The following is a 19551-nucleotide window of genomic DNA, read 5'->3' as shown; positions in this document are numbered from 1 at the left end:
AATTTTGCGAGGGCTTTATGGCTCGTACTACTCCGATTAGCCGCTACCGTAACATCGGTATCGTTGCTCACGTGGATGCTGGTAAAACCACCACCACCGAGCGCGTCCTTTTTTACACTGGCAAAAGTCACAAAATGGGCGAGGTGCATGACGGCGCCGCGACCACAGACTGGATGGTGCAGGAGCAGGAGCGTGGTATTACCATTACTTCTGCTGCTATCACCGCCTTCTGGAAAGGTTCTGAGAAGCAGTACTCGCACGAACACCGTTTCAACGTTATCGATACCCCGGGCCACGTAGACTTCACTATTGAAGTTGAACGCTCCCTGCGCGTACTCGACGGCGCTGTCGTTGTGTTCTGCGGTACTTCGGGTGTTGAGCCTCAGTCGGAAACCGTATGGCGTCAGGCCAACAAGTACGGCGTTCCACGTCTTGTTTACGTGAACAAGATGGACCGTGCTGGCGCTAACTTCCTGCGCGTGATCGGTCAGATCAAGCAGCGTCTGGGTCACACTCCGGTGCCAATCCAGTTGGCTATCGGTTCCGAAGACAACTTCCAGGGTCAGATCGATCTGATCAACATGCAAGCTGTCTACTGGAATGACTCTGACAAGGGTATGGTCCCTGTTCGCAAGGACATTCCTGCTGAGCTGCAAGAGCTGGCTGAAGAGTGGCGCAGCAACATGGTCGAGGCTGCGGCCGAAGCCAACGAAGAGCTGATGAACAAGTATCTCGAAGGGGAAGAGCTCTCCATCGAGGAAATCAAGGCCGCTCTGCGTCAGCGTACTATCGCTGGTGAGATCGTTCTGGCTGTTTGCGGTTCTTCCTTCAAGAACAAGGGTGTTCCCCTGGTTCTCGACGCCGTTATCGACTTCCTGCCTGCTCCAACCGACATTCCTGCTATCAAGGGTTCCAACCCGGATAACGAGGAAGAGGAAATGGAGCGTCATGCAAGCGACGACGAGCCTTTCGCGGCTCTGGCGTTCAAAATCGCTACCGACCCATTCGTGGGTACCTTGACCTTTGTTCGGGTTTACTCGGGCGTGTTGGCCTCCGGCGACGGCGTGATCAACTCGGTAAAAGGCAAGAAAGAGCGCGTGGGTCGTATGGTGCAAATGCACGCAAACGCCCGTGAAGAAATCAAGGAAGTGCGCGCTGGTGACATCGCGGCCTTGATCGGCATGAAGGACGTCACCACTGGTGAAACTTTGTGCAACGCTGACAAGCCAATCATCCTGGTTCGCATGGACTTCCCGGAGCCGGTTATTTCGGTTGCCGTAGAGCCTAAGACCAAGGATGACCAGGAAAAAATGGGTATCGCTCTGGGCAAACTTGCTCAGGAAGACCCGTCTTTCCGCGTCAAAACTGATGAAGAGACTGGTCAAACGATCATCTCCGGCATGGGCGAGCTGCACCTGGACATCCTGGTTGACCGGATGCGCCGTGAGTTCAACGTCGAAGCCAACATCGGTAAGCCTCAAGTTTCGTACCGTGAGCGCATCACGAAGAGCTGCGAAATCGAAGGCAAGTTCGTTCGTCAGTCCGGCGGTCGTGGCCAGTTCGGTCATTGCTGGATCCGTTTTGCACCTGCTGACGAAGGTCAGGAAGGTCTGCAATTCCTGAACGAAGTAGTGGGTGGTGTGGTTCCTAAGGAATACATCCCGGCTATCCAGAAGGGTATCGAAGAGCAGATGAAGAACGGTGTTGTTGCCGGCTATCCGCTGATCGGCCTGAAGGCTACCGTGTTTGATGGTTCTTACCACGACGTCGACTCGAACGAGATGGCGTTTAAGGTGGCTGCTTCCATGGCGACCAAGCAACTGGCCCAGAAGGGTGGTGGTGAGTTGCTTGAGCCGATCATGGCGGTAGAGGTTGTTACGCCTGAAGACTATATGGGTGACGTGATGGGCGACCTTAACCGTCGTCGCGGCATGATTCTGGGTATGGAAGATACGGTTTCCGGTAAAGTAATTCGTGCCGAGGTTCCGTTGGGCGAGATGTTCGGTTATGCGACCGACGTTCGTTCCATGTCTCAGGGTCGCGCAAGCTACTCTATGGAATTCAAAAAATACAATACGGCTCCGTCGCACATCGTCGAAACCGTTACCAAAAAACAAGGCTGATTCAGTCCTTTAGGCAAGGAGTTAATTGTCGTGGCTAAAGAAAAATTTGATCGTTCCCTACCGCACGTCAACGTTGGCACTATCGGTCACGTTGACCACGGTAAAACCACTCTGACCGCTGCTCTGACTCGCGTCTGCTCCGAAGTTTTCGGTTCGGCTCGTGTTGACTTCGACAAGATCGACAGCGCACCAGAAGAAAAAGCTCGCGGTATCACCATCAACACCGCTCACGTTGAGTACAACTCGAAGATCCGTCACTACGCTCACGTTGACTGCCCAGGTCACGCTGACTATGTGAAGAACATGATCACCGGTGCTGCTCAAATGGACGGCGCTATCCTGGTTTGCTCGGCCGCTGATGGTCCGATGCCACAAACCCGTGAGCACATCCTGCTGTCCCGTCAGGTAGGCGTTCCGTACATCGTGGTTTTCCTGAACAAGGCTGACCTGGTAGACGACGCTGAGCTGCTGGAACTGGTTGAGATGGAAGTGCGCGATCTGCTGAGCACTTACGACTTCCCAGGCGACGACACTCCAATCATCATCGGCTCCGCTCGTATGGCGCTGGATGGTCTGGACGATAACGAGATGGGCACCACTGCCGTCAAGAAACTGGTTGAAACTCTGGACAGCTACATCCCAGAACCAGTTCGTCTGACTGACAAGCCGTTCCTGATGCCAATCGAAGACGTATTCTCGATCTCGGGTCGCGGTACTGTTGTGACTGGTCGTATCGAGCGCGGTATCGTTCGCGTTCAGGATCCACTGGAAATCGTTGGTCTGCGTGACACCACCGTCACCACCTGCACCGGTGTTGAAATGTTCCGCAAGCTGCTCGACGAAGGTCGTGCTGGCGAGAACTGCGGCGTGCTGCTGCGCGGCACCAAGCGTGATGACGTGGAGCGTGGTCAGGTTCTGGTTAAGCCAGGTACCGTTAAGCCGCACACCAAGTTCACCGCAGAAGTTTACGTTCTGAGCAAAGAAGAAGGCGGTCGTCACACTCCGTTCTTCAAAGGCTACCGTCCACAGTTCTACTTCCGTACTACTGACGTGACTGGTAACTGCGAGCTGCCAGAAGGCGTTGAAATGGTAATGCCAGGCGATAACATTCAAATGACTGTTACCCTGATCAAAACCATCGCAATGGAAGACGGTCTGCGTTTCGCTATTCGCGAAGGCGGCCGTACCGTTGGTGCTGGCGTTGTAGCTAAAATCATCGAGTAAGCTTCTCTTCTGAGATAGCTTCGATGCTTTGAAAAAGCCCCCGCTTAGCGGGGGCTTTTTTATTGGGTTGACACCTATCGGGGGCGTCTATAGAATTGCGCCTCCTTTTAACGGGCGTATTGCGCCCGGTGGGAATAGCAGCCGGAGTCTGAAATCCAATGCAAAATCAGCAAATCCGTATCAGGTTGAAGGCTTTTGACCATCGCCTGATCGACCAATCCACCCAGGAAATCGTGGAAACCGCGAAACGTACTGGTGCTCAAGTGCGTGGTCCAATTCCACTGCCTACCCGTAAAGAGCGGTTCACCGTTCTGGTCTCCCCGCACGTCAACAAAGACGCGCGTGACCAGTACGAGATCCGTACTCATAAGCGCGTTCTGGACATCGTCCAGCCAACGGATAAAACCGTTGATGCTCTTATGAAGCTTGATCTTGCGGCCGGTGTGGAAGTGCAGATCAGCCTCGGCTAAGACTCGGTCTTAGTCGTGTAACGCTCTGAAATGGGCGGCCATAGCGGGTGAAAGCCCCGTACACTCATGAGGTTTACAACATGACTATTGGTGTAGTCGGTCGTAAATGCGGTATGACCCGTATTTTCACCGAAGAAGGTGTCTCCATTCCGGTCACGGTCATTGAGATCGAGCCGAATCGCGTCACCCAGTTCAAAACTGAAGAGACCGATGGCTATCGTGCAGTGCAAGTCACTGTAGGCGAGCGTCGTGCTTCGCGTGTTACAGCTGCGCAAGCTGGCCACTTCGCTAAGGCGAACGTTGCCGCTGGTCGTACCGTAATGGAATTCCGCCTTGAAGAAGGCGAGTACCAGGCCGGCGATCTGATCAACGCTGAAATCTTCGCTGCTGGTCAACTGGTTGATGTAACCGGTCAGTCCAAGGGTAAAGGCTTCCAGGGTACGATCAAGCGTTGGAATTTCCGCGGGCAAGATAACACCCACGGTAACTCCGTATCCCACCGCGTTCCAGGCTCTATCGGCCAGTGCCAGACTCCTGGTCGTGTATTCAAGGGCAAAAAAATGTCCGGTCATATGGGCGCTGAGCGCGTGACCGTGCAGTCCCTCGAAGTAGTGCGCGTGGACGCTGAACGCAATCTGTTGTTGGTCAAGGGCGCTGTTCCTGGCGCTACTGGCGGCAACTTGGTTGTACGTCCAGCAGCCAAGGCTCGCGGTTAAGGGGAAGCTGACATGCAATTAAATGTAAATGACGCTCAAGCGATCGAAGTTTCCGAACTGACATTTGGCGGCGAATTCAACGAGACGCTGGTTCACCAAGCAGTCGTGGCCTACATGGCCGGCGGCCGTCAAGGTAGCAAGCAGCAAAAGACCCGTTCCGACGTTCGTGGTGGCGGTAAGCGCCCATGGCGTCAGAAAGGTACTGGCCGTGCTCGTGCCGGTACTATCCGTAGCCCAATCTGGCGTGGCGGCGGTACCACTTTCGCAGCTCGTCCTCAGGATCACTCCCAGAAGCTGAACAAGAAGATGTATCGCGCAGCAATGCGTTCCATCCTTGCTGAGCTGGTGCGTACTGATCGTCTGGTCGTGGTTCAGGATTTCGCTGTTGAAACGCCGAAAACCAAAGACCTGCTGGGCAAACTGAACAACATGAGCCTGACCGACGTTCTGATCGTGTCGGACGCTGTTGATCAGAACCTGTACCTGGCTGCTCGTAACCTGCCGCACGTTGATGTACGTGATGTGCAAGGTTCCGATCCAGTTAGTCTGATCGCATACGACAAGGTGTTGATCACCGTGTCGGCCGTGAAGAAATTCGAGGAGCTGCTGGGATGAACCAGGAACGCGTATTTAAAGTTCTGCTTGGCCCGCACGTTTCCGAGAAGGCTACGGTTCTGGCAGACAAGAAAGGCCAGTTCGTTTTCAAGGTTGCCACTGACGCAACCAAGCTGGAAATCAAGAAGGCCGTCGAAAGCCTGTTCAGCGTGAAAGTAGAGCGTGTTACTACCCTGAATGTTCTGGGTAAGAGCAAGCGCACTGCTCGCGGTCTGGGCAAGCGTAATGACTGGAAGAAGGCAGTTATCTCCCTTCAGCCAGGCCAAGATCTCGATTTCAGCAGCAGTGCTGAGTAAGGAAGGGGTGCATCATGGCAATCGTTAAATGCAAACCGACTTCCCCTGGCCGCCGTTTTGTGGTCAAGGTGGTCAACCAGGAGCTGCATAAAGGCGCTCCTCACGCACCGCTGCTCGAGAAAAAATCGAAGACTGGTGGTCGTAACAACAATGGTCGTATTACCACTCGTCACATCGGTGGTGGCCATAAGCAGCATTATCGTCTGGTCGATTTCCGTCGCAACGACAAAGATGGCATCGCTGCCACTGTTGAGCGTATCGAATACGATCCAAACCGTACTGCTCACATCGCTCTGCTGCTGTACGCAGATGGCGAGCGTCGCTACATCATTGCGCCTAAAGGCGTGAGTGCTGGCGACCAGCTGATCGCAGGTGCTCTGGCACCGATCAAGCCGGGCAACGCTCTGCAACTGCGTAACATTCCAGTTGGTAGCACCGTACACGGCATCGAATTGAAGCCAGGTAAAGGCGCGCAAATCGCTCGTTCCGCTGGTGCTTCGGCTCAGCTGATCGCTCGTGAAGGTGTCTACGTGACCCTGCGTCTGCGTTCTGGTGAGATGCGTAAAGTGCTGGCTGAGTGCCGCGCGACCCTGGGCGAAGTCTCGAACTCCGAGCACAGCCTGCGTTCGCTGGGTAAAGCTGGTGCCAAACGCTGGCGTGGCGTTCGCCCAACCGTTCGTGGTGTTGCCATGAACCCGGTTGACCACCCACATGGTGGTGGTGAAGGTCGTACCTCTGGTGGTCGTCATCCGGTATCGCCATGGGGCTTCCCGACTAAGGGCGCGAAGACTCGTGGTAATAAGCGTACCGACAAAATGATCGTCCGTCGTCGCAAGTAAATAGAGGGATACGACAGTGCCACGTTCTCTGAAAAAAGGTCCTTTTATCGATCTTCACCTACTGAAGAAGATCGAAGTGGCGGCGGAAAAGAACGATCGCAAACCAGTTAAAACCTGGTCGCGTCGCTCGATGATCCTGCCACAAATGGTCGGTCTGACCATCGCAGTACACAACGGTCGTCAACACGTCCCAGTTCTCGTTAACGAAGACATGGTCGGCCACAAACTGGGCGAGTTCGCCGGTACCCGCACATATCGTGGGCACGTGGCAGACAAGAAAGCCAAGCGTTAAGGGGTTAGGAAATGGAAGTAGCCGCTAAGTTGTCGGGCGCTCGAATCTCCGCCCAGAAAGCCCGCTTGGTCGCCGACCAGATCCGCGGGAAGAAGGTGGGCGAAGCGCTCAACCTGTTGGCTTTCAGCAGTAAGAAAGCCGCCGAGATCATGAAGAAAGTGCTGGAGTCGGCCGTAGCCAACGCCGAGCATAACGAAGGCGCAGACGTTGATGACCTGAAAGTCAGCACCGTTTTCGTTAACGAAGGGCGTTCGCTGAAGCGCATCATGCCACGTGCCAAAGGCCGTGCTGATCGCATCGTCAAGCGGTCTTGCCATATCACTGTCAAGGTTGCTGACAAGTAACGGAGTCGAAGAGATGGGTCAGAAAGTACATCCCATTGGCATTCGCCTGGGAATCGTCAAGGAGCACACCTCCGTCTGGTACGCAGACGGTCGGACTTATGCGGACTACTTGTTCGCTGATCTGAAGGTGCGTGAGTATCTCCAAGACAAACTAAAAAGCGCGTCCGTAAGCCGTATCGATATCCATCGTCCGGCCCAAACTGCACGTATCACCATCCACACCGCTCGTCCAGGTATCGTTATCGGGAAGAAAGGTGAAGATGTTGAGAAACTGCGTCAGGACCTGACCAAGCAAATGGGTGTGCCTGTGCACATCAATATCGAAGAGATCCGCAAGCCGGAGCTCGACGGTATGCTGGTTGCGCAGAGCGTAGCTCAGCAGCTGGAGCGTCGCGTAATGTTCCGTCGCGCTATGAAGCGCGCTGTTCAGAACGCCATGCGCATTGGTGCCAAAGGCATCAAAATCCAAGTGAGCGGTCGTCTCGGCGGTGCTGAAATCGCACGTACTGAATGGTATCGCGAAGGTCGTGTGCCTCTGCACACCCTGCGTGCCGACATCGACTATGCCAACTACGAAGCTCACACCACTTATGGTGTGATCGGTGTAAAGGTTTGGATCTTCAAAGGCGAAGTAATTGGTGGTCGCCAAGAAGAACTGAAACCACAAGCACCAGCGCCTCGTAAAAAAGCTGCTAAGTAAGGGGTACGCCAAATGTTGCAACCAAAGCGTACGAAGTTCCGCAAGCAAATGACTGGTCACAACCGTGGCCTGGCATTGCGCGGTAGCAAAGTCAGCTTCGGCGAGTTCGCGCTGAAGTCTGTTGCTCGTGGTCGTCTCACCGCTCGTCAGATCGAGTCAGCGCGTCGTGCTCTGACCCGTCACGTTAAACGTGGCGGCAAGATCTGGATCCGTGTATTCCCGGACAAGCCTATTTCCAAAAAGCCACTCGAAGTTCGGATGGGTAAAGGTAAGGGTAACGTGGAATACTGGGTTGCCCAGATTCAGCCAGGCAAAGTCCTGTATGAAATCGAGGGTGTTTCTGAAGAGCTGGCGCGTGAGGCTTTCGCCCTGGCTGCTGCAAAGCTGCCGCTCGCCACCTCCTTTGTTAAACGGACGGTGATGTGATGAAAGCGAATGAACTTCGTGAAAAATCCGCACAGCAGCTGAACGAGCAACTGCTCGGCCTGCTGCGCGACCAGTTCAATCTGCGTATGCAGAAAGCAACTGGCCAGTTGGGGCAGTCTCATCTGCTCTCGCAAGTTAAGCGTGACATCGCTCGCGTGAAGACTGTGCTCAACCAGCAGGCAGGTAAGTAATCATGGCTGAAGCCGAAAAAACTGTCCGTACGCTGACTGGCCGTGTTGTCAGCGACAAGATGGACAAAACCATCACCGTTCTGATCGAGCGTCGCGTTAAGCACCCGATCTACGGTAAATACGTTAAGCGTTCGACTAAGCTGCACGCGCACGACGAAACCAATCAGTGCCACATCGGCGACAAAGTCACTATTCGTGAAACTCGTCCTTTGGCCAAGACCAAGTCTTGGGCGCTGGTTGATGTTCTCGAACGCGCTGTGGAAGTCTAAGGACTAGGGGTCGGAGAAATTATATGATTCAGACTCAATCCATGCTCGATGTGGCCGATAACAGCGGCGCTCGCCGCGTTATGTGCATCAAGGTGCTGGGTGGCTCCCATCGTCGTTACGCTGGTATCGGTGACATCATCAAAGTTACCGTGAAGGAAGCAATTCCTCGCGGTAAGGTGAAAAAAGGCCAAGTGATGACTGCTGTTGTAGTCCGCACTCGTCACGGCGTTCGCCGTGCAGATGGCTCCATTATCCGCTTTGATGGCAACGCTGCTGTTCTTCTGAACAACAAGCAAGAGCCGATCGGCACCCGTATCTTTGGGCCAGTGACCCGTGAACTTCGTACTGAGAAGTTCATGAAGATCGTCTCGCTCGCCCCAGAAGTGCTGTAAGGAGATCCGACATGCAAAAGATTCGTCGTGACGACGAGATCATCGTGATCGCCGGCAAAGACAAAGGTAAGCGCGGTAAGGTGCTGAAGGTTCTCGCTGATGACCGTCTGGTCGTTGGTGGTCTGAACCTGGTCAAGCGTCATACCAAGCCTAACCCGATGTCGGGCGTACAGGGCGGTATCGTCGAGAAAGAAGCGCCATTGCACGCTTCCAACGTCGCCATCTTCAACGGCGAAACCAACAAGGCTGACCGCGTTGGTTTCAAAGTAGAAGACGGTAAGAAAATTCGTGTCTTCAAGTCGACCCAAAAAGCGGTTGATGCTTGAACACTGCTAGGTAGAAGACCATGGCACGACTAAAAGAGATTTACCGGAAGGAAATCGCACCGAAACTTAAGGAAGAACTTAAGCTTTCGAACGTGATGGAAGTTCCGCGCGTTACCAAAATCACCCTGAACATGGGTCTGGGCGAAGCGATCGGCGACAAAAAAGTCATCGAGCACGCTGTTGCTGACCTGGAAAAGATCACCGGCCAGAAAGTCGTTGTGACCTACGCTCGGAAATCCATCGCTGGCTTTAAAGTCCGTGAAGGTTGGCCGATCGGCGTCAAAGTGACCCTGCGCCGTGAGCGTATGTACGAGTTCCTGGATCGTCTGCTGTCGATCTCCCTGCCTCGGGTTCGCGACTTCCGCGGCCTGAATGCCAAGTCCTTCGATGGTCGTGGTAACTACAGCATGGGCGTTAAAGAGCAGATCATCTTCCCGGAAATCGACTACGACAAGATCGATGCTCTCCGCGGTCTGGACATTACCCTGACCACCACTGCCAAGAACGATGATGAAGGTCGCGCCCTGTTGCGTGCTTTCAAATTCCCGTTCCGCAACTGATTGGAGTAGGAAAATGGCCAAGATGAGCATGAAAAACCGCGAGCTGAAGCGTCAGCTCACGGTTGCCAAGTACGCCAAAAAGCGTGCAGCACTGAAAGCTATCATCGTTGATCTGAACGCAAGTCCAGAAGCGCGTTGGGAAGCTACAGTAGCTCTGCAGAAGCAGCCACGTGACGCAAGTGCTTCGCGCATGCGTAACCGCTGCCGCCTGACCGGTCGTCCACACGGCGTTTACCGCAAGTTCGGCCTTGGCCGTAACAAGCTGCGTGAAGCTGCAATGCGTGGTGACGTACCTGGTCTGGTTAAAGCCAGCTGGTAAGCACTGTCAAAGTCTCGGTGTTCGGGGTCGCAAGATCCTGACCATCGGTGACCTTGAACTTGAATCAAGCCCCTATTGGGGCTTGATTCATTTGTGGGGTGTGTCTAGAATACCCGGCTCGCCTGAGCCCGTGCTTTTTTTGCGCGGATGTACTCGGCGACACGTAGTAGCCGCAAGGCTAATTTTTTGTGTATTAGGAGCGTCTAGCCCATGAGTATGCAGGACCCGTTAGCGGACATGCTAACTCGAATCCGTAATGCCCAGATGGCTGAAAAGTCCGTCGTAAGCATGCCATCTTCTACTTTGAAGGTAGCTGTTGCCAAAGTCCTGAAGGACGAAGGTTACATTGCGGGTTATCAGATCAGCAGCGAAATCAAGCCACTGCTGTCCATCGAGCTGAAGTACTTCGAAGGCCGTCCGGTCATCGAGGAAGTGAAGCGCGTTAGCCGTCCAGGCCTGCGTCAGTACAAGTCCGTCGATGATCTGCCAAAAGTTCGTGGCGGTCTCGGTGTGTCTATCGTCTCCACCAACAAAGGTGTGATGACGGATCGTGCTGCGCGCGCTGCCGGTGTCGGCGGCGAAGTTCTTTGCACTGTGTTCTAAGGGGGGATAAGCATGTCACGCGTCGCTAAGAACCCCGTTAAGCTGCCAGCCGGTGTCGAAGTCAAATTCGCAGGCCAACAGCTTTCGGTGAAGGGTGCCAAGGGCACTCTCGAACTGAACATCCATTCGTCCGTTGAGATCGTTGAAGAAGCTGGTGAGCTGCGTTTCGCTGCTCGCAATGGCGATCAACAAACTCGCGCAATGGCTGGTACCACTCGTGCGTTGGTAAACAACATGGTCCAAGGCGTAAGCCAAGGCTTCGAGCGTAAGCTCCAGCTGGTCGGTGTTGGTTACAAAGCGCAAGCAAAAGGCACAGTGCTGAACCTGGCTCTTGGCTTCTCGCACCCAGTGGATTATGAACTGCCGGAAGGCATCACCGCTGAGACTCCTAGCCAGACCGATATCCTGATCAAGGGCATCGACAAGCAGCTGGTAGGTCAAGTGGCCGCCGAGATCCGCGACTTCCGTCCACCAGAGCCGTACAAAGGCAAAGGTGTGCGCTACGCGGACGAAGTCGTCCGTCGTAAAGAAGCCAAGAAGAAGTAGGGCATAGCAAATGACCGACAAAAAAGTTACTCGACTGCGTCGCGCTCGCAAAGCACGCCTGAAAATGCACGAACTCGAAGTCGTGCGTCTCTGCGTGTTCCGCTCGTCGCAGCACATCTACGCCCAGGTCATTTCGGCCGACGGCAACAAAGTCCTGGCAAGTGCCTCGACTTTGGATAAAGAACTGCGTGATGGTGCCACCGGCAACATCGACGCGGCCACTAAGGTTGGCCAGCTGGTCGCTACGCGTGCTAAAGCCGCTGGCGTCTCGCAGGTGGCTTTCGACCGCTCTGGCTTCAAGTACCACGGCCGCGTCAAGGCGCTGGCTGATGCTGCTCGTGAAGCTGGGCTGGAGTTCTAAGTTATGTCAAATAACGACCAAAAGCGCGACGAAGGCTACATCGAGAAGCTGGTTCAAGTTAACCGCGTAGCCAAAACCGTTAAAGGCGGCCGTATCTTCACTTTCACCGCGTTGACCGTGGTTGGTGATGGTAAAGGGCGCGTTGGCTTCGGCCGTGGCAAGTCGCGTGAAGTGCCTGCTGCGATCCAGAAGGCAATGGAAGCTGCTCGCCGCAACATGATCCAGGTTGATCTGAACGGCACCACTCTGCAGTACGCAATGAAGTCCGCCCACGGCGCTTCGAAGGTGTACATGCAGCCTGCTTCTGAAGGTACCGGTATCATCGCTGGCGGCGCTATGCGTGCTGTCCTCGAAGTTGCTGGCGTTCAGAACGTTCTGGCCAAGTGCTACGGCTCGACTAACCCGGTAAACGTGGTTCACGCCACTTTCAAGGGTTTGAAAGCAATGCAGTCTCCTGAATCCATTGCCGCCAAGCGTGGCAAAAGCGTCAAGGAGATCTTCTGATCATGGCTACCGTTAAAGTTACGCTGATCAAAAGCATGACCGGCCGCATCCCTAACCACAAACTGTGCGTTAAGGGTCTGGGTCTGCGTCGCATCGGTCACACTGTAGAAGTCCAGGATACTCCCGAGAATCGCGGGATGATCAACAAGGCTTACTACATGCTGCGTGTCGAGGGTTAATCGATGAAACTCAATGATCTGAGTCCAGCGCCGGGTTCCCGTCGCGAAAAGCATCGTCCGGGCCGTGGTATCGGTAGCGGTTTGGGTAAGACTGGTGGCCGTGGTCACAAAGGTCAAACCTCCCGTTCCGGTGGCACCATTGCTCCAGGCTTTGAAGGCGGTCAACAGCCGCTGCATCGTCGCCTGCCGAAGTTTGGTTTCGTTTCCCTGAAAGCCATGGACCGCGCAGAAGTGCGTCTGTCCGAGCTGGCTAAAGTGGAAGGCGACATCGTCACCGTGCAGTCCCTGAAAGATGCCAACGTGATCAACGTCAACGTTCAGCGTGTGAAAATCATGCTGTCCGGCGAAGTTACTCGCGCTGTCACCATCGGAAAGGGAATCGGCGCCACCAAAGGTGCGCGTGCGGCTATCGAAGCAGCTGGCGGCAAGTTCGAGGAATAAATGGCTAAGCAAGGTGCTCTCTCTGCGCTCGGCAAAGGCGGTATGTCTGAACTCTGGGCTCGTCTGCGTTTTCTGTTCCTGGCGATTATCGTCTACCGAATAGGCGCACACATCCCGGTTCCAGGTATCAACCCGGACCGACTCGCGGACCTGTTTCGACAGAATGAGGGGACCATTCTTAGCTTGTTCAACATGTTTTCCGGCGGCGCGCTGGAACGGATGAGCATCTTTGCGTTGGGGATCATGCCGTACATTTCGGCATCGATCATCATGCAACTGATGACCGCCGTCAGCCCGCAGCTGGAACAGTTGAAGAAGGAAGGTGAAGCTGGCCGTCGCAAGATCAGCCAGTACACCCGCTACGGCACTGTCGTCCTCGCTCTCGTCCAGGCTATTGGCATGTCCATTGGTCTGGCGGGGCAGGGCGTTGCGTTCACTGGTGACTTTGGCTTCCATTTCGTCGCGGTATCCACTTTTGTGGCTGGTGCGATGTTCATGATGTGGCTGGGTGAGCAGATTACTGAGCGTGGTGTTGGCAACGGTATCTCGATGTTGATTTTTTCGGGTATCGTCGCCGGTCTTCCGAGAGCGATCGGGCAGTCTTTCGAGTCTGCACGTCAGGGTGATATCAATATCTTCGCCCTGGTTGCCATCGGTTTGCTGGCAGTAGCGATTATCGGTTTCGTGGTGTTCATTGAGCGTGGCCAGCGTCGTATTGCTGTTCACTACGCCAAGCGTCAGCAGGGCCGTAAGGTCTTCGCTGCGCAGACCAGCCACTTGCCGCTGAAGGTGAACATGGCCGGTGTTATTCCGGCTATTTTCGCGAGCAGCATTTTGCTGTTCCCGGCTTCGTTGGGTGCCTGGTTCGGTCAGTCTGAAGGTATGGGCTGGTTGCAGGACATCTCGCAGTCGATCGCTCCTGGTCAGCCGTTGAATATTCTGCTGTTTAGTGCAGGGATTATTTTCTTCTGCTTCTTCTATACGGCGTTGATGTTCAATCCGAAAGACGTAGCGGAAAACCTGAAGAAGTCCGGTGCCTTTATTCCGGGCATCCGTCCAGGTGAGCAGTCTGCGCGCTACATTGATGGCGTTCTGACTCGCTTGACCATGTTCGGTGCTCTTTACATGACGGCCGTCTGCCTGTTGCCCCAGTTCCTGGTGGTTGCAGCAAACGTACCGTTCTACCTTGGCGGGACCTCGTTGCTGATCGTGGTCGTGGTTGTGATGGACTTCATGTCCCAAGTACAATCGCACCTCGTTTCGCACCAGTACGAATCCCTGATGAAGAAAGCCAACCTGAAGGGTTACGGCAGCGGCATGTTGCGCTGAGTACCCATAAGGTTCGAGGAGTTGGTGATGAAAGTTCGTGCATCGGTGAAAAAGCTGTGCCGTAACTGCAAGATTATTCGCCGCGAAGGTGTTGTTCGAGTAATTTGCAGCGCGGAACCGCGTCACAAACAGCGCCAAGGCTGAGTGTGATTGTGCTTCAAGCCCGGCAGCTAGTGCGCTGCCGGGTTGATTATTTGTTATTACAGCGATATTATCTCGCGCCCTATTTCTTGGCTTCCGGGGCGTAGGTAGCTGTCAATTGGAGTCCCACTGAATGGCCCGTATTGCAGGCGTTAACATTCCAGATAACAAGCATACTGTTATCTCGCTGACCTACATCTATGGTGTTGGTCGCACTACTGCACAGAAAATTTGTGCAGTGACTGGGGTAAACCCAGCGGCAAAGATCAAAGATCTGAGCGACGAGCAGATTGAACAGCTGCGTGGCGAAGTGGCGAAGTTCACCACTGAAGGTGACCTGCGTCGCGAAATCAACATGAAAATCAAGCGTTTGATGGACCTCGGTTGCTATCGCGGTCTGCGTCATCGTCGTGGTCTGCCAGTACGCGGTCAGCGTACCAAGACCAACGCGCGTACCCGTAAAGGTCCGCGTAAGCCGATCCGCAAGTAATCGCCCCAGCGAATCGACAGGAAATTAATCATGGCAAAACCTGCTGCTCGTCCTCGTAAAAAAGTTAAAAAGACAGTGGTTGATGGCATCGCCCACATCCATGCTTCTTTTAACAACACCATCGTGACCATTACCGACCGTCAAGGTAACGCTCTTTCCTGGGCTACCTCCGGTGGTTCGGGTTTCCGCGGTTCCCGCAAGTCCACCCCGTTCGCTGCTCAAGTAGCTGCTGAACGTGCTGGTCAAGCTGCGCTGGAATACGGCCTGAAAAACCTCGACGTTAACGTCAAAGGTCCAGGTCCAGGTCGTGAATCCGCAGTCCGCGCTTTGAACGGCTGTGGCTACAAGATCGCCAGCATCACCGACGTGACGCCAATCCCGCACAACGGGTGCCGTCCGCCGAAGAAGCGCCGCGTGTAATCCAGGAGATTGTAAAGAATGGCTCGTTACATTGGTCCAAAATGCAAACTCGCTCGTCGCGAAGGCACCGATCTCTTTCTGAAGAGCGGCGTGCGCGCGATCGAATCGAAGTGCAACATCGAAGCAGCACCTGGTATCCACGGCCAACGCCGCGGTCGCCAGTCCGATTACGGCACCCAACTGCGTGAAAAGCAGAAGGTCCGTCGTATCTACGGCGTTCTCGAGCGTCAATTCAGCGGCTACTACAAAGAAGCTGCTGGCAAGAAAGGCGCAACTGGCGAAAACCTGTTGCAACTGCTCGAATGCCGTCTGGACAACGTTGTATACCGTATGGGTTTTGGCTCTACTCGTGCCGAATCCCGTCAGCTGGTATCGCACAAGTCGATCAGCGTTAACGGTCAGACCGTAAACGTTCCGTCCTACCAGGTTCGTGCTGGTGACGTGGTCGCAGTTCGCGAGAAAGCAAAGAACCAACTTCGCATTGTCCAAGCTCTCGATCTGTGTGCCCAACGTGGCCGCGTAGAATGGGTAGAAGTAGACACTGAGAAGAAGTCGGGCGTTTTCAAGAACGTTCCTGCTCGCAGTGATCTGTCCGCCGACATCAACGAAAGCCTGATTGTCGAGCTCTACTCCAAGTAAGGGCTAGAAAATAGGTGCATCCATGCAGATTTCGGTAAATGAGTTCCTGACACCCCGCCATATTGATGTGCAGGTTGTCAGTCCAACCCGCGCCAAGATCACTCTCGAGCCTCTCGAGCGTGGTTTCGGCCACACCCTGGGCAACGCGCTGCGCCGCATCCTGTTGTCCTCAATGCCCGGCTGTGCAGTAGTCGAGGCCGAGATTGACGGTGTGCTCCACGAGTACAGCGCCATCGAAGGTGTACAGGAAGACGTAATTGAAATCCTGTTGAACCTTAAAGGTCTGGCTATCAAGCTGCACGGTCGAGACGAAGTTACGCTGACCTTGTCGAAGAAGGGTTCGGGGGTGGTTACCGCTGCCGATATTCAGCTGGATCATGATGTCGAGATCGTTAACCCCGATCACGTAATCGCTAACCTGGCGTCTAACGGCGCCCTGAACATGAAGCTCACTGTAGCTCGTGGTCGTGGTTATGAACCGGCAGACTCGCGTCAGAGCGATGAAGACGAAAGCCGCAGCATCGGTCGCTTGCAGCTTGACTCTTCGTTCAGCCCGGTTCGCCGTATCGCATACGTGGTGGAAAACGCCCGTGTCGAACAGCGTACTAACCTGGACAAGCTGGTTATTGATCTGGAAACCAACGGTACCCTGGATCCTGAAGAGGCTATCCGCCGTGCTGCAACCATCCTGCAACAGCAGTTGGCTGCGTTCGTCGATCTCAAAGGTGACAGTGAGCCAGTGGTTGTCGAGCAGGAAGACGAGATCGATCCGATCCTGCTTCGCCCGGTTGACGATCTGGAACTGACTGTACGTTCGGCTAACTGCCTTAAGGCGGAAAACATCTACTACATCGGCGACCTGATTCAGCGTACCGAAGTAGAGCTGTTGAAGACTCCGAACCTTGGCAAGAAATCCTTGACTGAAATCAAGGACGTTCTGGCCTCCCGCGGTCTGTCCCTCGGCATGCGCCTCGACAACTGGCCGCCTGCAAGTCTTAAGAAGGACGACAAGGCGACTGCCTGATCGTCGTAATCACCGAACGTTGTGTTTGGTAAGGAATGAACCATGCGTCATCGTAAAAGTGGTCGTCACCTGAGCCGCACCAGCTCGCACCGCAAGGCCATGTTTCAAAACATGGCGGTGTCGCTGTTCGAGCACGAGCTGATCAAAACTACACTGCCAAAAGCCAAAGAACTGCGCCGCGTTGCTGAGCCGCTGATCACTTTGGCCAAGACAGACAGCCTGGCTAACCGCCGTCTGGCTTTCGACCGTACTCGTTCGAAAGCTATCGTTGGTAAGCTCTTCAACGACCTGGGCAAGCGTTACGCTACCCGTGAGGGTGGCTACCTGCGCATCCTCAAGTGCGGTTTCCGCGCTGGCGACAACGCGCCTATGGCGTACGTCGAGTTGGTTGATCGTGCTGTCGGCGGTGAAGCTGTATCCGCTGAGTAAGACGTCAGTCTGAAACAAAGAACCGGGCCTAGTGCCCGGTTTTTTGTGCCTATAAAAAATGCGCCATGCATACAAGCTTCTATGCTGTCTAGGTCTGCATTATAGACAGGGGGAAATTATTGTTAGTTATTTCCTATTGAGGCCTACAGATTAATGCATTGGTAGCGTTCATATAGAAGATTAATACTTCCCCTCAAGCCGATTAGCCGGCATATCAAAATTGATAGAGGAAGAAGATCAAAATGAGCCAAAACAAGACGTTGACCACCGCCAGCGGCGCACCTGTCGCGGATAATCAGAACTCCCTTTCCGCCGGCCCTCGAGGCCCGTTGCTGCTCCAGGATTTTCACCTGATAGAAAAGCTGGCGCACTTTAACCGTGAAAACATCCCGGAGCGTCGTGTACACGCCAAGGGCTCCGGTGCCTACGGCACGTTCACCGTCACCCATGACATCACTCAGTACACCAGGGCAGCCCTGTTTTCGACGGTAGGCAAGCAGACTCCGACCTTCCTGCGTTTTTCCACCGTGGGTGGTGAGCGCGGTTCGGCTGACACCGCACGAGATCCGCGTGGTTTCGCTCTGCGGTTCTATACCGAAGAAGGTAACTGGGACGTCGTTGGCAACAATACGCCGGTGTTCTTCATTCGCGATCCGCTGAAGTTTCCCGACTTCATTCACACGCAAAAGCGTGACCCGCACACCAATTTGAAAAGTTCGCAGAATGTTTGGGACTTCTGGTCGCAGTCGCCGGAGGCGCTGCACCAGATCACTATCCTGATGTCCGATCGGGGTATTCCCGATGGCTACCGGCACATGCACGGATTCGGCAGCCACACCTTCAGCCTGATCAACGCCCAAGGCGTTCGTCACTGGGTTAAATGGCACTACAAGACCCAACAAGGCATCAAAAACCTCGATCCAGCAGTCGCGGCGCAACTTGCGGGTACTGATCCGGATTACGCCCAGCGCGACCTGTTCAATGCCATCGAGCGAGGAGATTTTCCGAAATGGCACGTACGCATGCAGGTCATGACTGAGGCTCAGGCCGCTAACCATCCTGATAATCCCTTTGATGTGACCAAGACCTGGTCTCAAAACGACTTTCCATTGATTGATGTCGGTGTGCTGGAGTTGAACCGCAATCCTGTCAATTACCACGCTGAGGTGGAACAAGCTGCCCTCGCTCCGAGCAATATCGTGCCTGGCGTCGGCTTCTCGCCGGATCGCATGTTGCAAGGTCGGATCTTCGCTTACGCTGATGCGCATCGGTACCGCGTGGGGACCAACCACCAGCAACTGCCGGTGAACGCACCGCGCAACCCGGTGAATACCTATCAGCGTGATGGTGCCATGGCGTATGGCAATTACGGCACTGGCGCGCCCAACTACGAGCCAAACAGCTATCCGAATGCACCGAAGCAGGATCCAGGCTACGACGAGCCGCCATTGCCACTGAATGGCGCTGCTGATCGTTATGATCATCGTGTAGACCGGGATTATTACAGCTATGCCGGAGATTTGTTCCGGCTGATGACCCCTGCACAGCAAGCGCTGTTGGTCAGCAACATCGCCGGTTCGATGGACGGTGTCTCTGGTGACGTCATCGATCTGGCATTGACGCATTTCTACCAGGCTGACCCGGCGTACGGAGCCGCAATCGCAGCACTGTTAGGCAAATAGCTTAACGAAGTCTAAACGATAAGCAGAACCGCCCTCATTTGGGCGGTTTTTGCGTTATTTAAACCGCTTTTCTCAGAATATCTTCGCTTTTATTGCGTCAGGCGAGTGACCTTCGGGTCAGCTTGGTTCAAACTACAGACTTTCAAGCAGGGAGATGTAGGGCGATGCAAGGTCACCCAGACGTAATCGATTACCTCAACACGTTGCTGACAGGCGAACTGGCAGCGCGTGATCAATATTTCATCCATTCGCGGATGTACGAGGACTGGGGGTTCACCGAGCTCTACGAGCGTATCAACCACGAGATGGAAGAAGAGGCGCAGCATGCTGACGCCCTGATGCGTCGGATCCTGATGCTCGAAGGTACGCCGCGCATGCGTCCAGACGATCTCGATGTCGGCACCACCGTGCCGGACATGCTCGCCGCTGACCTGCGTCTGGAATATAAAGTTCGTGCCGCGCTGTGCAAGGGCATTGAGCTTTGCGAGCTGCACAAGGATTACGTCAGCCGCGAGATCCTGCGCATTCAGCTGAATGACACCGAGGAAGATCACACCTACTGGCTGGAGAAACAGCTGGGTTTGATCAAATTGATCGGTCTGGAGAATTACCTGCAATCGCAGTTCTGATCCTTCAGGCAGATCACGCACAAAAAAAGCCC

At 54.5% G+C, this 19551-nt stretch carries 32 protein-coding genes; all 32 read left to right on the top strand.

Annotated features, from left to right (window positions below):
* Nucleotides 1-17 precede the first annotated feature (17 nt).
* Nucleotides 18-2123 carry an elongation factor G gene (fusA, locus tag LOY36_RS25600; protein ID WP_007933703.1) on the top strand — a complete coding sequence of 702 codons (2106 nt, stop codon included), beginning with the start codon at nucleotides 18-20 and terminating at the stop codon, nucleotides 2121-2123.
* Nucleotides 2124-2153: 30 nt separating this feature from the next.
* On the top strand, nucleotides 2154-3347 hold the full coding sequence (gene tuf, locus LOY36_RS25595) for an elongation factor Tu (protein ID WP_007933700.1): 1194 nt from the start codon (nucleotides 2154-2156) through the stop codon (nucleotides 3345-3347).
* A 158-nt stretch (nucleotides 3348-3505) separates the two neighbouring features.
* Nucleotides 3506-3817 carry a 30S ribosomal protein S10 gene (rpsJ, locus tag LOY36_RS25590; protein WP_003186070.1) on the top strand — a complete coding sequence of 104 codons (312 nt, stop codon included), beginning with the start codon at nucleotides 3506-3508 and terminating at the stop codon, nucleotides 3815-3817.
* An 80-nt stretch (nucleotides 3818-3897) separates the two neighbouring features.
* Complete coding sequence (gene rplC / locus LOY36_RS25585; protein ID WP_003186059.1) at nucleotides 3898-4533, top strand: 50S ribosomal protein L3; 636 nt, start codon at nucleotides 3898-3900, stop codon at nucleotides 4531-4533.
* A gap of 12 nt (nucleotides 4534-4545) precedes the next feature.
* A complete protein-coding gene (gene rplD / locus LOY36_RS25580) occupies nucleotides 4546-5148 on the top strand; it encodes a 50S ribosomal protein L4 (protein WP_003228735.1) in 603 nt (200 codons plus the stop codon).
* Complete coding sequence (gene rplW, locus LOY36_RS25575; protein WP_002555488.1) at nucleotides 5145-5444, top strand: 50S ribosomal protein L23; 300 nt, start codon at nucleotides 5145-5147, stop codon at nucleotides 5442-5444. Before rplD ends, rplW begins: the two co-directional genes overlap by 4 nt.
* Before the next feature lie 14 nt (nucleotides 5445-5458).
* A complete protein-coding gene (rplB, locus tag LOY36_RS25570) occupies nucleotides 5459-6283 on the top strand; it encodes a 50S ribosomal protein L2 (protein ID WP_003210080.1) in 825 nt (274 codons plus the stop codon).
* Nucleotides 6284-6299: 16 nt separating this feature from the next.
* Nucleotides 6300-6575, top strand: a complete 276-nt coding sequence (gene rpsS / locus LOY36_RS25565; protein ID WP_002555486.1) for a 30S ribosomal protein S19 — start codon at nucleotides 6300-6302, stop codon at nucleotides 6573-6575.
* Between the two features lie 11 nt (nucleotides 6576-6586).
* Nucleotides 6587-6919 (top strand): 50S ribosomal protein L22, encoded by a 333-nt coding sequence (gene rplV / locus LOY36_RS25560; protein ID WP_003103908.1) that lies wholly within the window; start codon nucleotides 6587-6589, stop codon nucleotides 6917-6919.
* A 13-nt stretch (nucleotides 6920-6932) separates the two neighbouring features.
* Nucleotides 6933-7619, top strand: a complete 687-nt coding sequence (gene rpsC / locus LOY36_RS25555) for a 30S ribosomal protein S3 (RefSeq protein ID WP_003176422.1) — start codon at nucleotides 6933-6935, stop codon at nucleotides 7617-7619.
* A 12-nt stretch (nucleotides 7620-7631) separates the two neighbouring features.
* On the top strand, nucleotides 7632-8045 hold the full coding sequence (rplP, locus tag LOY36_RS25550) for a 50S ribosomal protein L16 (protein ID WP_003228729.1): 414 nt from the start codon (nucleotides 7632-7634) through the stop codon (nucleotides 8043-8045).
* Entirely contained in the window at nucleotides 8045-8236 is a 192-nt protein-coding gene (rpmC, locus tag LOY36_RS25545; protein ID WP_002555481.1) for a 50S ribosomal protein L29, read from the top strand. Before rplP ends, rpmC begins: the two co-directional genes overlap by 1 nt.
* A gap of 2 nt (nucleotides 8237-8238) precedes the next feature.
* Nucleotides 8239-8505 (top strand): 30S ribosomal protein S17, encoded by a 267-nt coding sequence (rpsQ, locus tag LOY36_RS25540; protein ID WP_003176419.1) that lies wholly within the window; start codon nucleotides 8239-8241, stop codon nucleotides 8503-8505.
* 23 nt (nucleotides 8506-8528) lie between these two features.
* Complete coding sequence (gene rplN, locus LOY36_RS25535) at nucleotides 8529-8897, top strand: 50S ribosomal protein L14 (RefSeq protein ID WP_002555479.1); 369 nt, start codon at nucleotides 8529-8531, stop codon at nucleotides 8895-8897.
* A gap of 11 nt (nucleotides 8898-8908) precedes the next feature.
* Nucleotides 8909-9223 carry a 50S ribosomal protein L24 gene (rplX, locus tag LOY36_RS25530; protein ID WP_007896770.1) on the top strand — a complete coding sequence of 105 codons (315 nt, stop codon included), beginning with the start codon at nucleotides 8909-8911 and terminating at the stop codon, nucleotides 9221-9223.
* 20 nt (nucleotides 9224-9243) lie between these two features.
* The gene (gene rplE / locus LOY36_RS25525; RefSeq protein WP_003210069.1) at nucleotides 9244-9783 is read left to right on the top strand and encodes a 50S ribosomal protein L5; all 540 of its coding nucleotides are present in this window, start codon (nucleotides 9244-9246) and stop codon (nucleotides 9781-9783) included.
* 13 nt (nucleotides 9784-9796) lie between these two features.
* The gene (rpsN, locus tag LOY36_RS25520) at nucleotides 9797-10102 is read left to right on the top strand and encodes a 30S ribosomal protein S14 (protein WP_003176414.1); all 306 of its coding nucleotides are present in this window, start codon (nucleotides 9797-9799) and stop codon (nucleotides 10100-10102) included.
* Between the two features lie 210 nt (nucleotides 10103-10312).
* Nucleotides 10313-10705 (top strand): 30S ribosomal protein S8, encoded by a 393-nt coding sequence (gene rpsH / locus LOY36_RS25515; RefSeq protein WP_003186040.1) that lies wholly within the window; start codon nucleotides 10313-10315, stop codon nucleotides 10703-10705.
* A 12-nt stretch (nucleotides 10706-10717) separates the two neighbouring features.
* Entirely contained in the window at nucleotides 10718-11251 is a 534-nt protein-coding gene (gene rplF / locus LOY36_RS25510) for a 50S ribosomal protein L6 (protein WP_003176412.1), read from the top strand.
* A 10-nt stretch (nucleotides 11252-11261) separates the two neighbouring features.
* A complete protein-coding gene (rplR, locus tag LOY36_RS25505) occupies nucleotides 11262-11612 on the top strand; it encodes a 50S ribosomal protein L18 (RefSeq protein ID WP_003186037.1) in 351 nt (116 codons plus the stop codon).
* A 3-nt stretch (nucleotides 11613-11615) separates the two neighbouring features.
* Complete coding sequence (gene rpsE / locus LOY36_RS25500) at nucleotides 11616-12116, top strand: 30S ribosomal protein S5 (protein WP_003186035.1); 501 nt, start codon at nucleotides 11616-11618, stop codon at nucleotides 12114-12116.
* A gap of 2 nt (nucleotides 12117-12118) precedes the next feature.
* Nucleotides 12119-12295, top strand: coding sequence for a 50S ribosomal protein L30 (rpmD, locus tag LOY36_RS25495; protein WP_003176408.1), 177 nt, complete (start codon nucleotides 12119-12121; stop codon nucleotides 12293-12295).
* Between the two features lie 3 nt (nucleotides 12296-12298).
* A complete protein-coding gene (gene rplO, locus LOY36_RS25490) occupies nucleotides 12299-12736 on the top strand; it encodes a 50S ribosomal protein L15 (RefSeq protein ID WP_003228720.1) in 438 nt (145 codons plus the stop codon).
* Nucleotides 12737-14065, top strand: a complete 1329-nt coding sequence (gene secY, locus LOY36_RS25485) for a preprotein translocase subunit SecY (RefSeq protein WP_003228718.1) — start codon at nucleotides 12737-12739, stop codon at nucleotides 14063-14065.
* A 27-nt stretch (nucleotides 14066-14092) separates the two neighbouring features.
* Nucleotides 14093-14209, top strand: coding sequence for a 50S ribosomal protein L36 (gene rpmJ / locus LOY36_RS25480; RefSeq protein WP_002555468.1), 117 nt, complete (start codon nucleotides 14093-14095; stop codon nucleotides 14207-14209).
* Nucleotides 14210-14339: 130 nt separating this feature from the next.
* Nucleotides 14340-14696, top strand: coding sequence for a 30S ribosomal protein S13 (gene rpsM / locus LOY36_RS25475; RefSeq protein WP_003186020.1), 357 nt, complete (start codon nucleotides 14340-14342; stop codon nucleotides 14694-14696).
* A gap of 30 nt (nucleotides 14697-14726) precedes the next feature.
* Nucleotides 14727-15116: a 30S ribosomal protein S11 gene (rpsK, locus tag LOY36_RS25470; RefSeq protein WP_002555466.1), complete on the top strand. Its 390-nt coding sequence runs from the start codon at nucleotides 14727-14729 to the stop codon at nucleotides 15114-15116.
* Between the two features lie 18 nt (nucleotides 15117-15134).
* A complete protein-coding gene (rpsD, locus tag LOY36_RS25465; protein ID WP_003176404.1) occupies nucleotides 15135-15755 on the top strand; it encodes a 30S ribosomal protein S4 in 621 nt (206 codons plus the stop codon).
* Nucleotides 15756-15777: 22 nt separating this feature from the next.
* Nucleotides 15778-16779, top strand: a complete 1002-nt coding sequence (locus LOY36_RS25460; RefSeq protein ID WP_003186012.1) for a DNA-directed RNA polymerase subunit alpha — start codon at nucleotides 15778-15780, stop codon at nucleotides 16777-16779.
* Nucleotides 16780-16821: 42 nt separating this feature from the next.
* The gene (gene rplQ / locus LOY36_RS25455) at nucleotides 16822-17208 is read left to right on the top strand and encodes a 50S ribosomal protein L17 (RefSeq protein WP_007924175.1); all 387 of its coding nucleotides are present in this window, start codon (nucleotides 16822-16824) and stop codon (nucleotides 17206-17208) included.
* Between the two features lie 242 nt (nucleotides 17209-17450).
* Nucleotides 17451-18890 (top strand): catalase, encoded by a 1440-nt coding sequence (locus LOY36_RS25450; protein ID WP_258671297.1) that lies wholly within the window; start codon nucleotides 17451-17453, stop codon nucleotides 18888-18890.
* A gap of 164 nt (nucleotides 18891-19054) precedes the next feature.
* Nucleotides 19055-19519, top strand: coding sequence for a bacterioferritin (gene bfr, locus LOY36_RS25445; RefSeq protein WP_007933692.1), 465 nt, complete (start codon nucleotides 19055-19057; stop codon nucleotides 19517-19519).
* Nucleotides 19520-19551 lie beyond the last annotated feature (32 nt).

Origin of the sequence: Pseudomonas sp. B21-019, from assembly GCF_024749225.1 — a bacterium.
Classification (GTDB): Bacteria; Pseudomonadota; Gammaproteobacteria; order Pseudomonadales; family Pseudomonadaceae; genus Aquipseudomonas.
Note: the sequence above shows the minus strand (reverse complement) of the source record. Positions and strands in the feature narration are given on the sequence as shown.

Excerpts from the sequence above, each read along its gene's own strand:
- fusA (WP_007933703.1), top strand. The coding sequence starts at position 18 with ATGGCTCGTACTACTCCGATTAGCCGCTACCGTAACATCGGTATCGTT.
- rpsJ (WP_003186070.1), top strand. The coding sequence starts at position 3,506 with ATGCAAAATCAGCAAATCCGTATCAGGTTGAAGGCTTTTGACCATCGC.
- rplC (WP_003186059.1), top strand. The coding sequence starts at position 3,898 with ATGACTATTGGTGTAGTCGGTCGTAAATGCGGTATGACCCGTATTTTC.
- rplD (WP_003228735.1), top strand. The coding sequence starts at position 4,546 with ATGCAATTAAATGTAAATGACGCTCAAGCGATCGAAGTTTCCGAACTG.
- rplW (WP_002555488.1), top strand. The coding sequence starts at position 5,145 with ATGAACCAGGAACGCGTATTTAAAGTTCTGCTTGGCCCGCACGTTTCC.
- rplB (WP_003210080.1), top strand. The coding sequence starts at position 5,459 with ATGGCAATCGTTAAATGCAAACCGACTTCCCCTGGCCGCCGTTTTGTG.
- rplV (WP_003103908.1), top strand. The coding sequence starts at position 6,587 with ATGGAAGTAGCCGCTAAGTTGTCGGGCGCTCGAATCTCCGCCCAGAAA.
- rpsC (WP_003176422.1), top strand. The coding sequence starts at position 6,933 with ATGGGTCAGAAAGTACATCCCATTGGCATTCGCCTGGGAATCGTCAAG.
- rplP (WP_003228729.1), top strand. The coding sequence starts at position 7,632 with ATGTTGCAACCAAAGCGTACGAAGTTCCGCAAGCAAATGACTGGTCAC.
- rpmC (WP_002555481.1), top strand. The coding sequence starts at position 8,045 with ATGAAAGCGAATGAACTTCGTGAAAAATCCGCACAGCAGCTGAACGAG.
- rpsQ (WP_003176419.1), top strand. The coding sequence starts at position 8,239 with ATGGCTGAAGCCGAAAAAACTGTCCGTACGCTGACTGGCCGTGTTGTC.
- rplN (WP_002555479.1), top strand. The coding sequence starts at position 8,529 with ATGATTCAGACTCAATCCATGCTCGATGTGGCCGATAACAGCGGCGCT.
- rplX (WP_007896770.1), top strand. The coding sequence starts at position 8,909 with ATGCAAAAGATTCGTCGTGACGACGAGATCATCGTGATCGCCGGCAAA.
- rplE (WP_003210069.1), top strand. The coding sequence starts at position 9,244 with ATGGCACGACTAAAAGAGATTTACCGGAAGGAAATCGCACCGAAACTT.
- rpsN (WP_003176414.1), top strand. The coding sequence starts at position 9,797 with ATGGCCAAGATGAGCATGAAAAACCGCGAGCTGAAGCGTCAGCTCACG.
- rpsH (WP_003186040.1), top strand. The coding sequence starts at position 10,313 with ATGAGTATGCAGGACCCGTTAGCGGACATGCTAACTCGAATCCGTAAT.
- rplF (WP_003176412.1), top strand. The coding sequence starts at position 10,718 with ATGTCACGCGTCGCTAAGAACCCCGTTAAGCTGCCAGCCGGTGTCGAA.
- rplR (WP_003186037.1), top strand. The coding sequence starts at position 11,262 with ATGACCGACAAAAAAGTTACTCGACTGCGTCGCGCTCGCAAAGCACGC.
- rpsE (WP_003186035.1), top strand. The coding sequence starts at position 11,616 with ATGTCAAATAACGACCAAAAGCGCGACGAAGGCTACATCGAGAAGCTG.
- rpmD (WP_003176408.1), top strand. The coding sequence starts at position 12,119 with ATGGCTACCGTTAAAGTTACGCTGATCAAAAGCATGACCGGCCGCATC.
- rplO (WP_003228720.1), top strand. The coding sequence starts at position 12,299 with ATGAAACTCAATGATCTGAGTCCAGCGCCGGGTTCCCGTCGCGAAAAG.
- secY (WP_003228718.1), top strand. The coding sequence starts at position 12,737 with ATGGCTAAGCAAGGTGCTCTCTCTGCGCTCGGCAAAGGCGGTATGTCT.
- rpmJ (WP_002555468.1), top strand. The coding sequence starts at position 14,093 with ATGAAAGTTCGTGCATCGGTGAAAAAGCTGTGCCGTAACTGCAAGATT.
- rpsM (WP_003186020.1), top strand. The coding sequence starts at position 14,340 with ATGGCCCGTATTGCAGGCGTTAACATTCCAGATAACAAGCATACTGTT.
- rpsK (WP_002555466.1), top strand. The coding sequence starts at position 14,727 with ATGGCAAAACCTGCTGCTCGTCCTCGTAAAAAAGTTAAAAAGACAGTG.
- rpsD (WP_003176404.1), top strand. The coding sequence starts at position 15,135 with ATGGCTCGTTACATTGGTCCAAAATGCAAACTCGCTCGTCGCGAAGGC.
- LOY36_RS25460 (WP_003186012.1), top strand. The coding sequence starts at position 15,778 with ATGCAGATTTCGGTAAATGAGTTCCTGACACCCCGCCATATTGATGTG.
- rplQ (WP_007924175.1), top strand. The coding sequence starts at position 16,822 with ATGCGTCATCGTAAAAGTGGTCGTCACCTGAGCCGCACCAGCTCGCAC.
- LOY36_RS25450 (WP_258671297.1), top strand. The coding sequence starts at position 17,451 with ATGAGCCAAAACAAGACGTTGACCACCGCCAGCGGCGCACCTGTCGCG.
- bfr (WP_007933692.1), top strand. The coding sequence starts at position 19,055 with ATGCAAGGTCACCCAGACGTAATCGATTACCTCAACACGTTGCTGACA.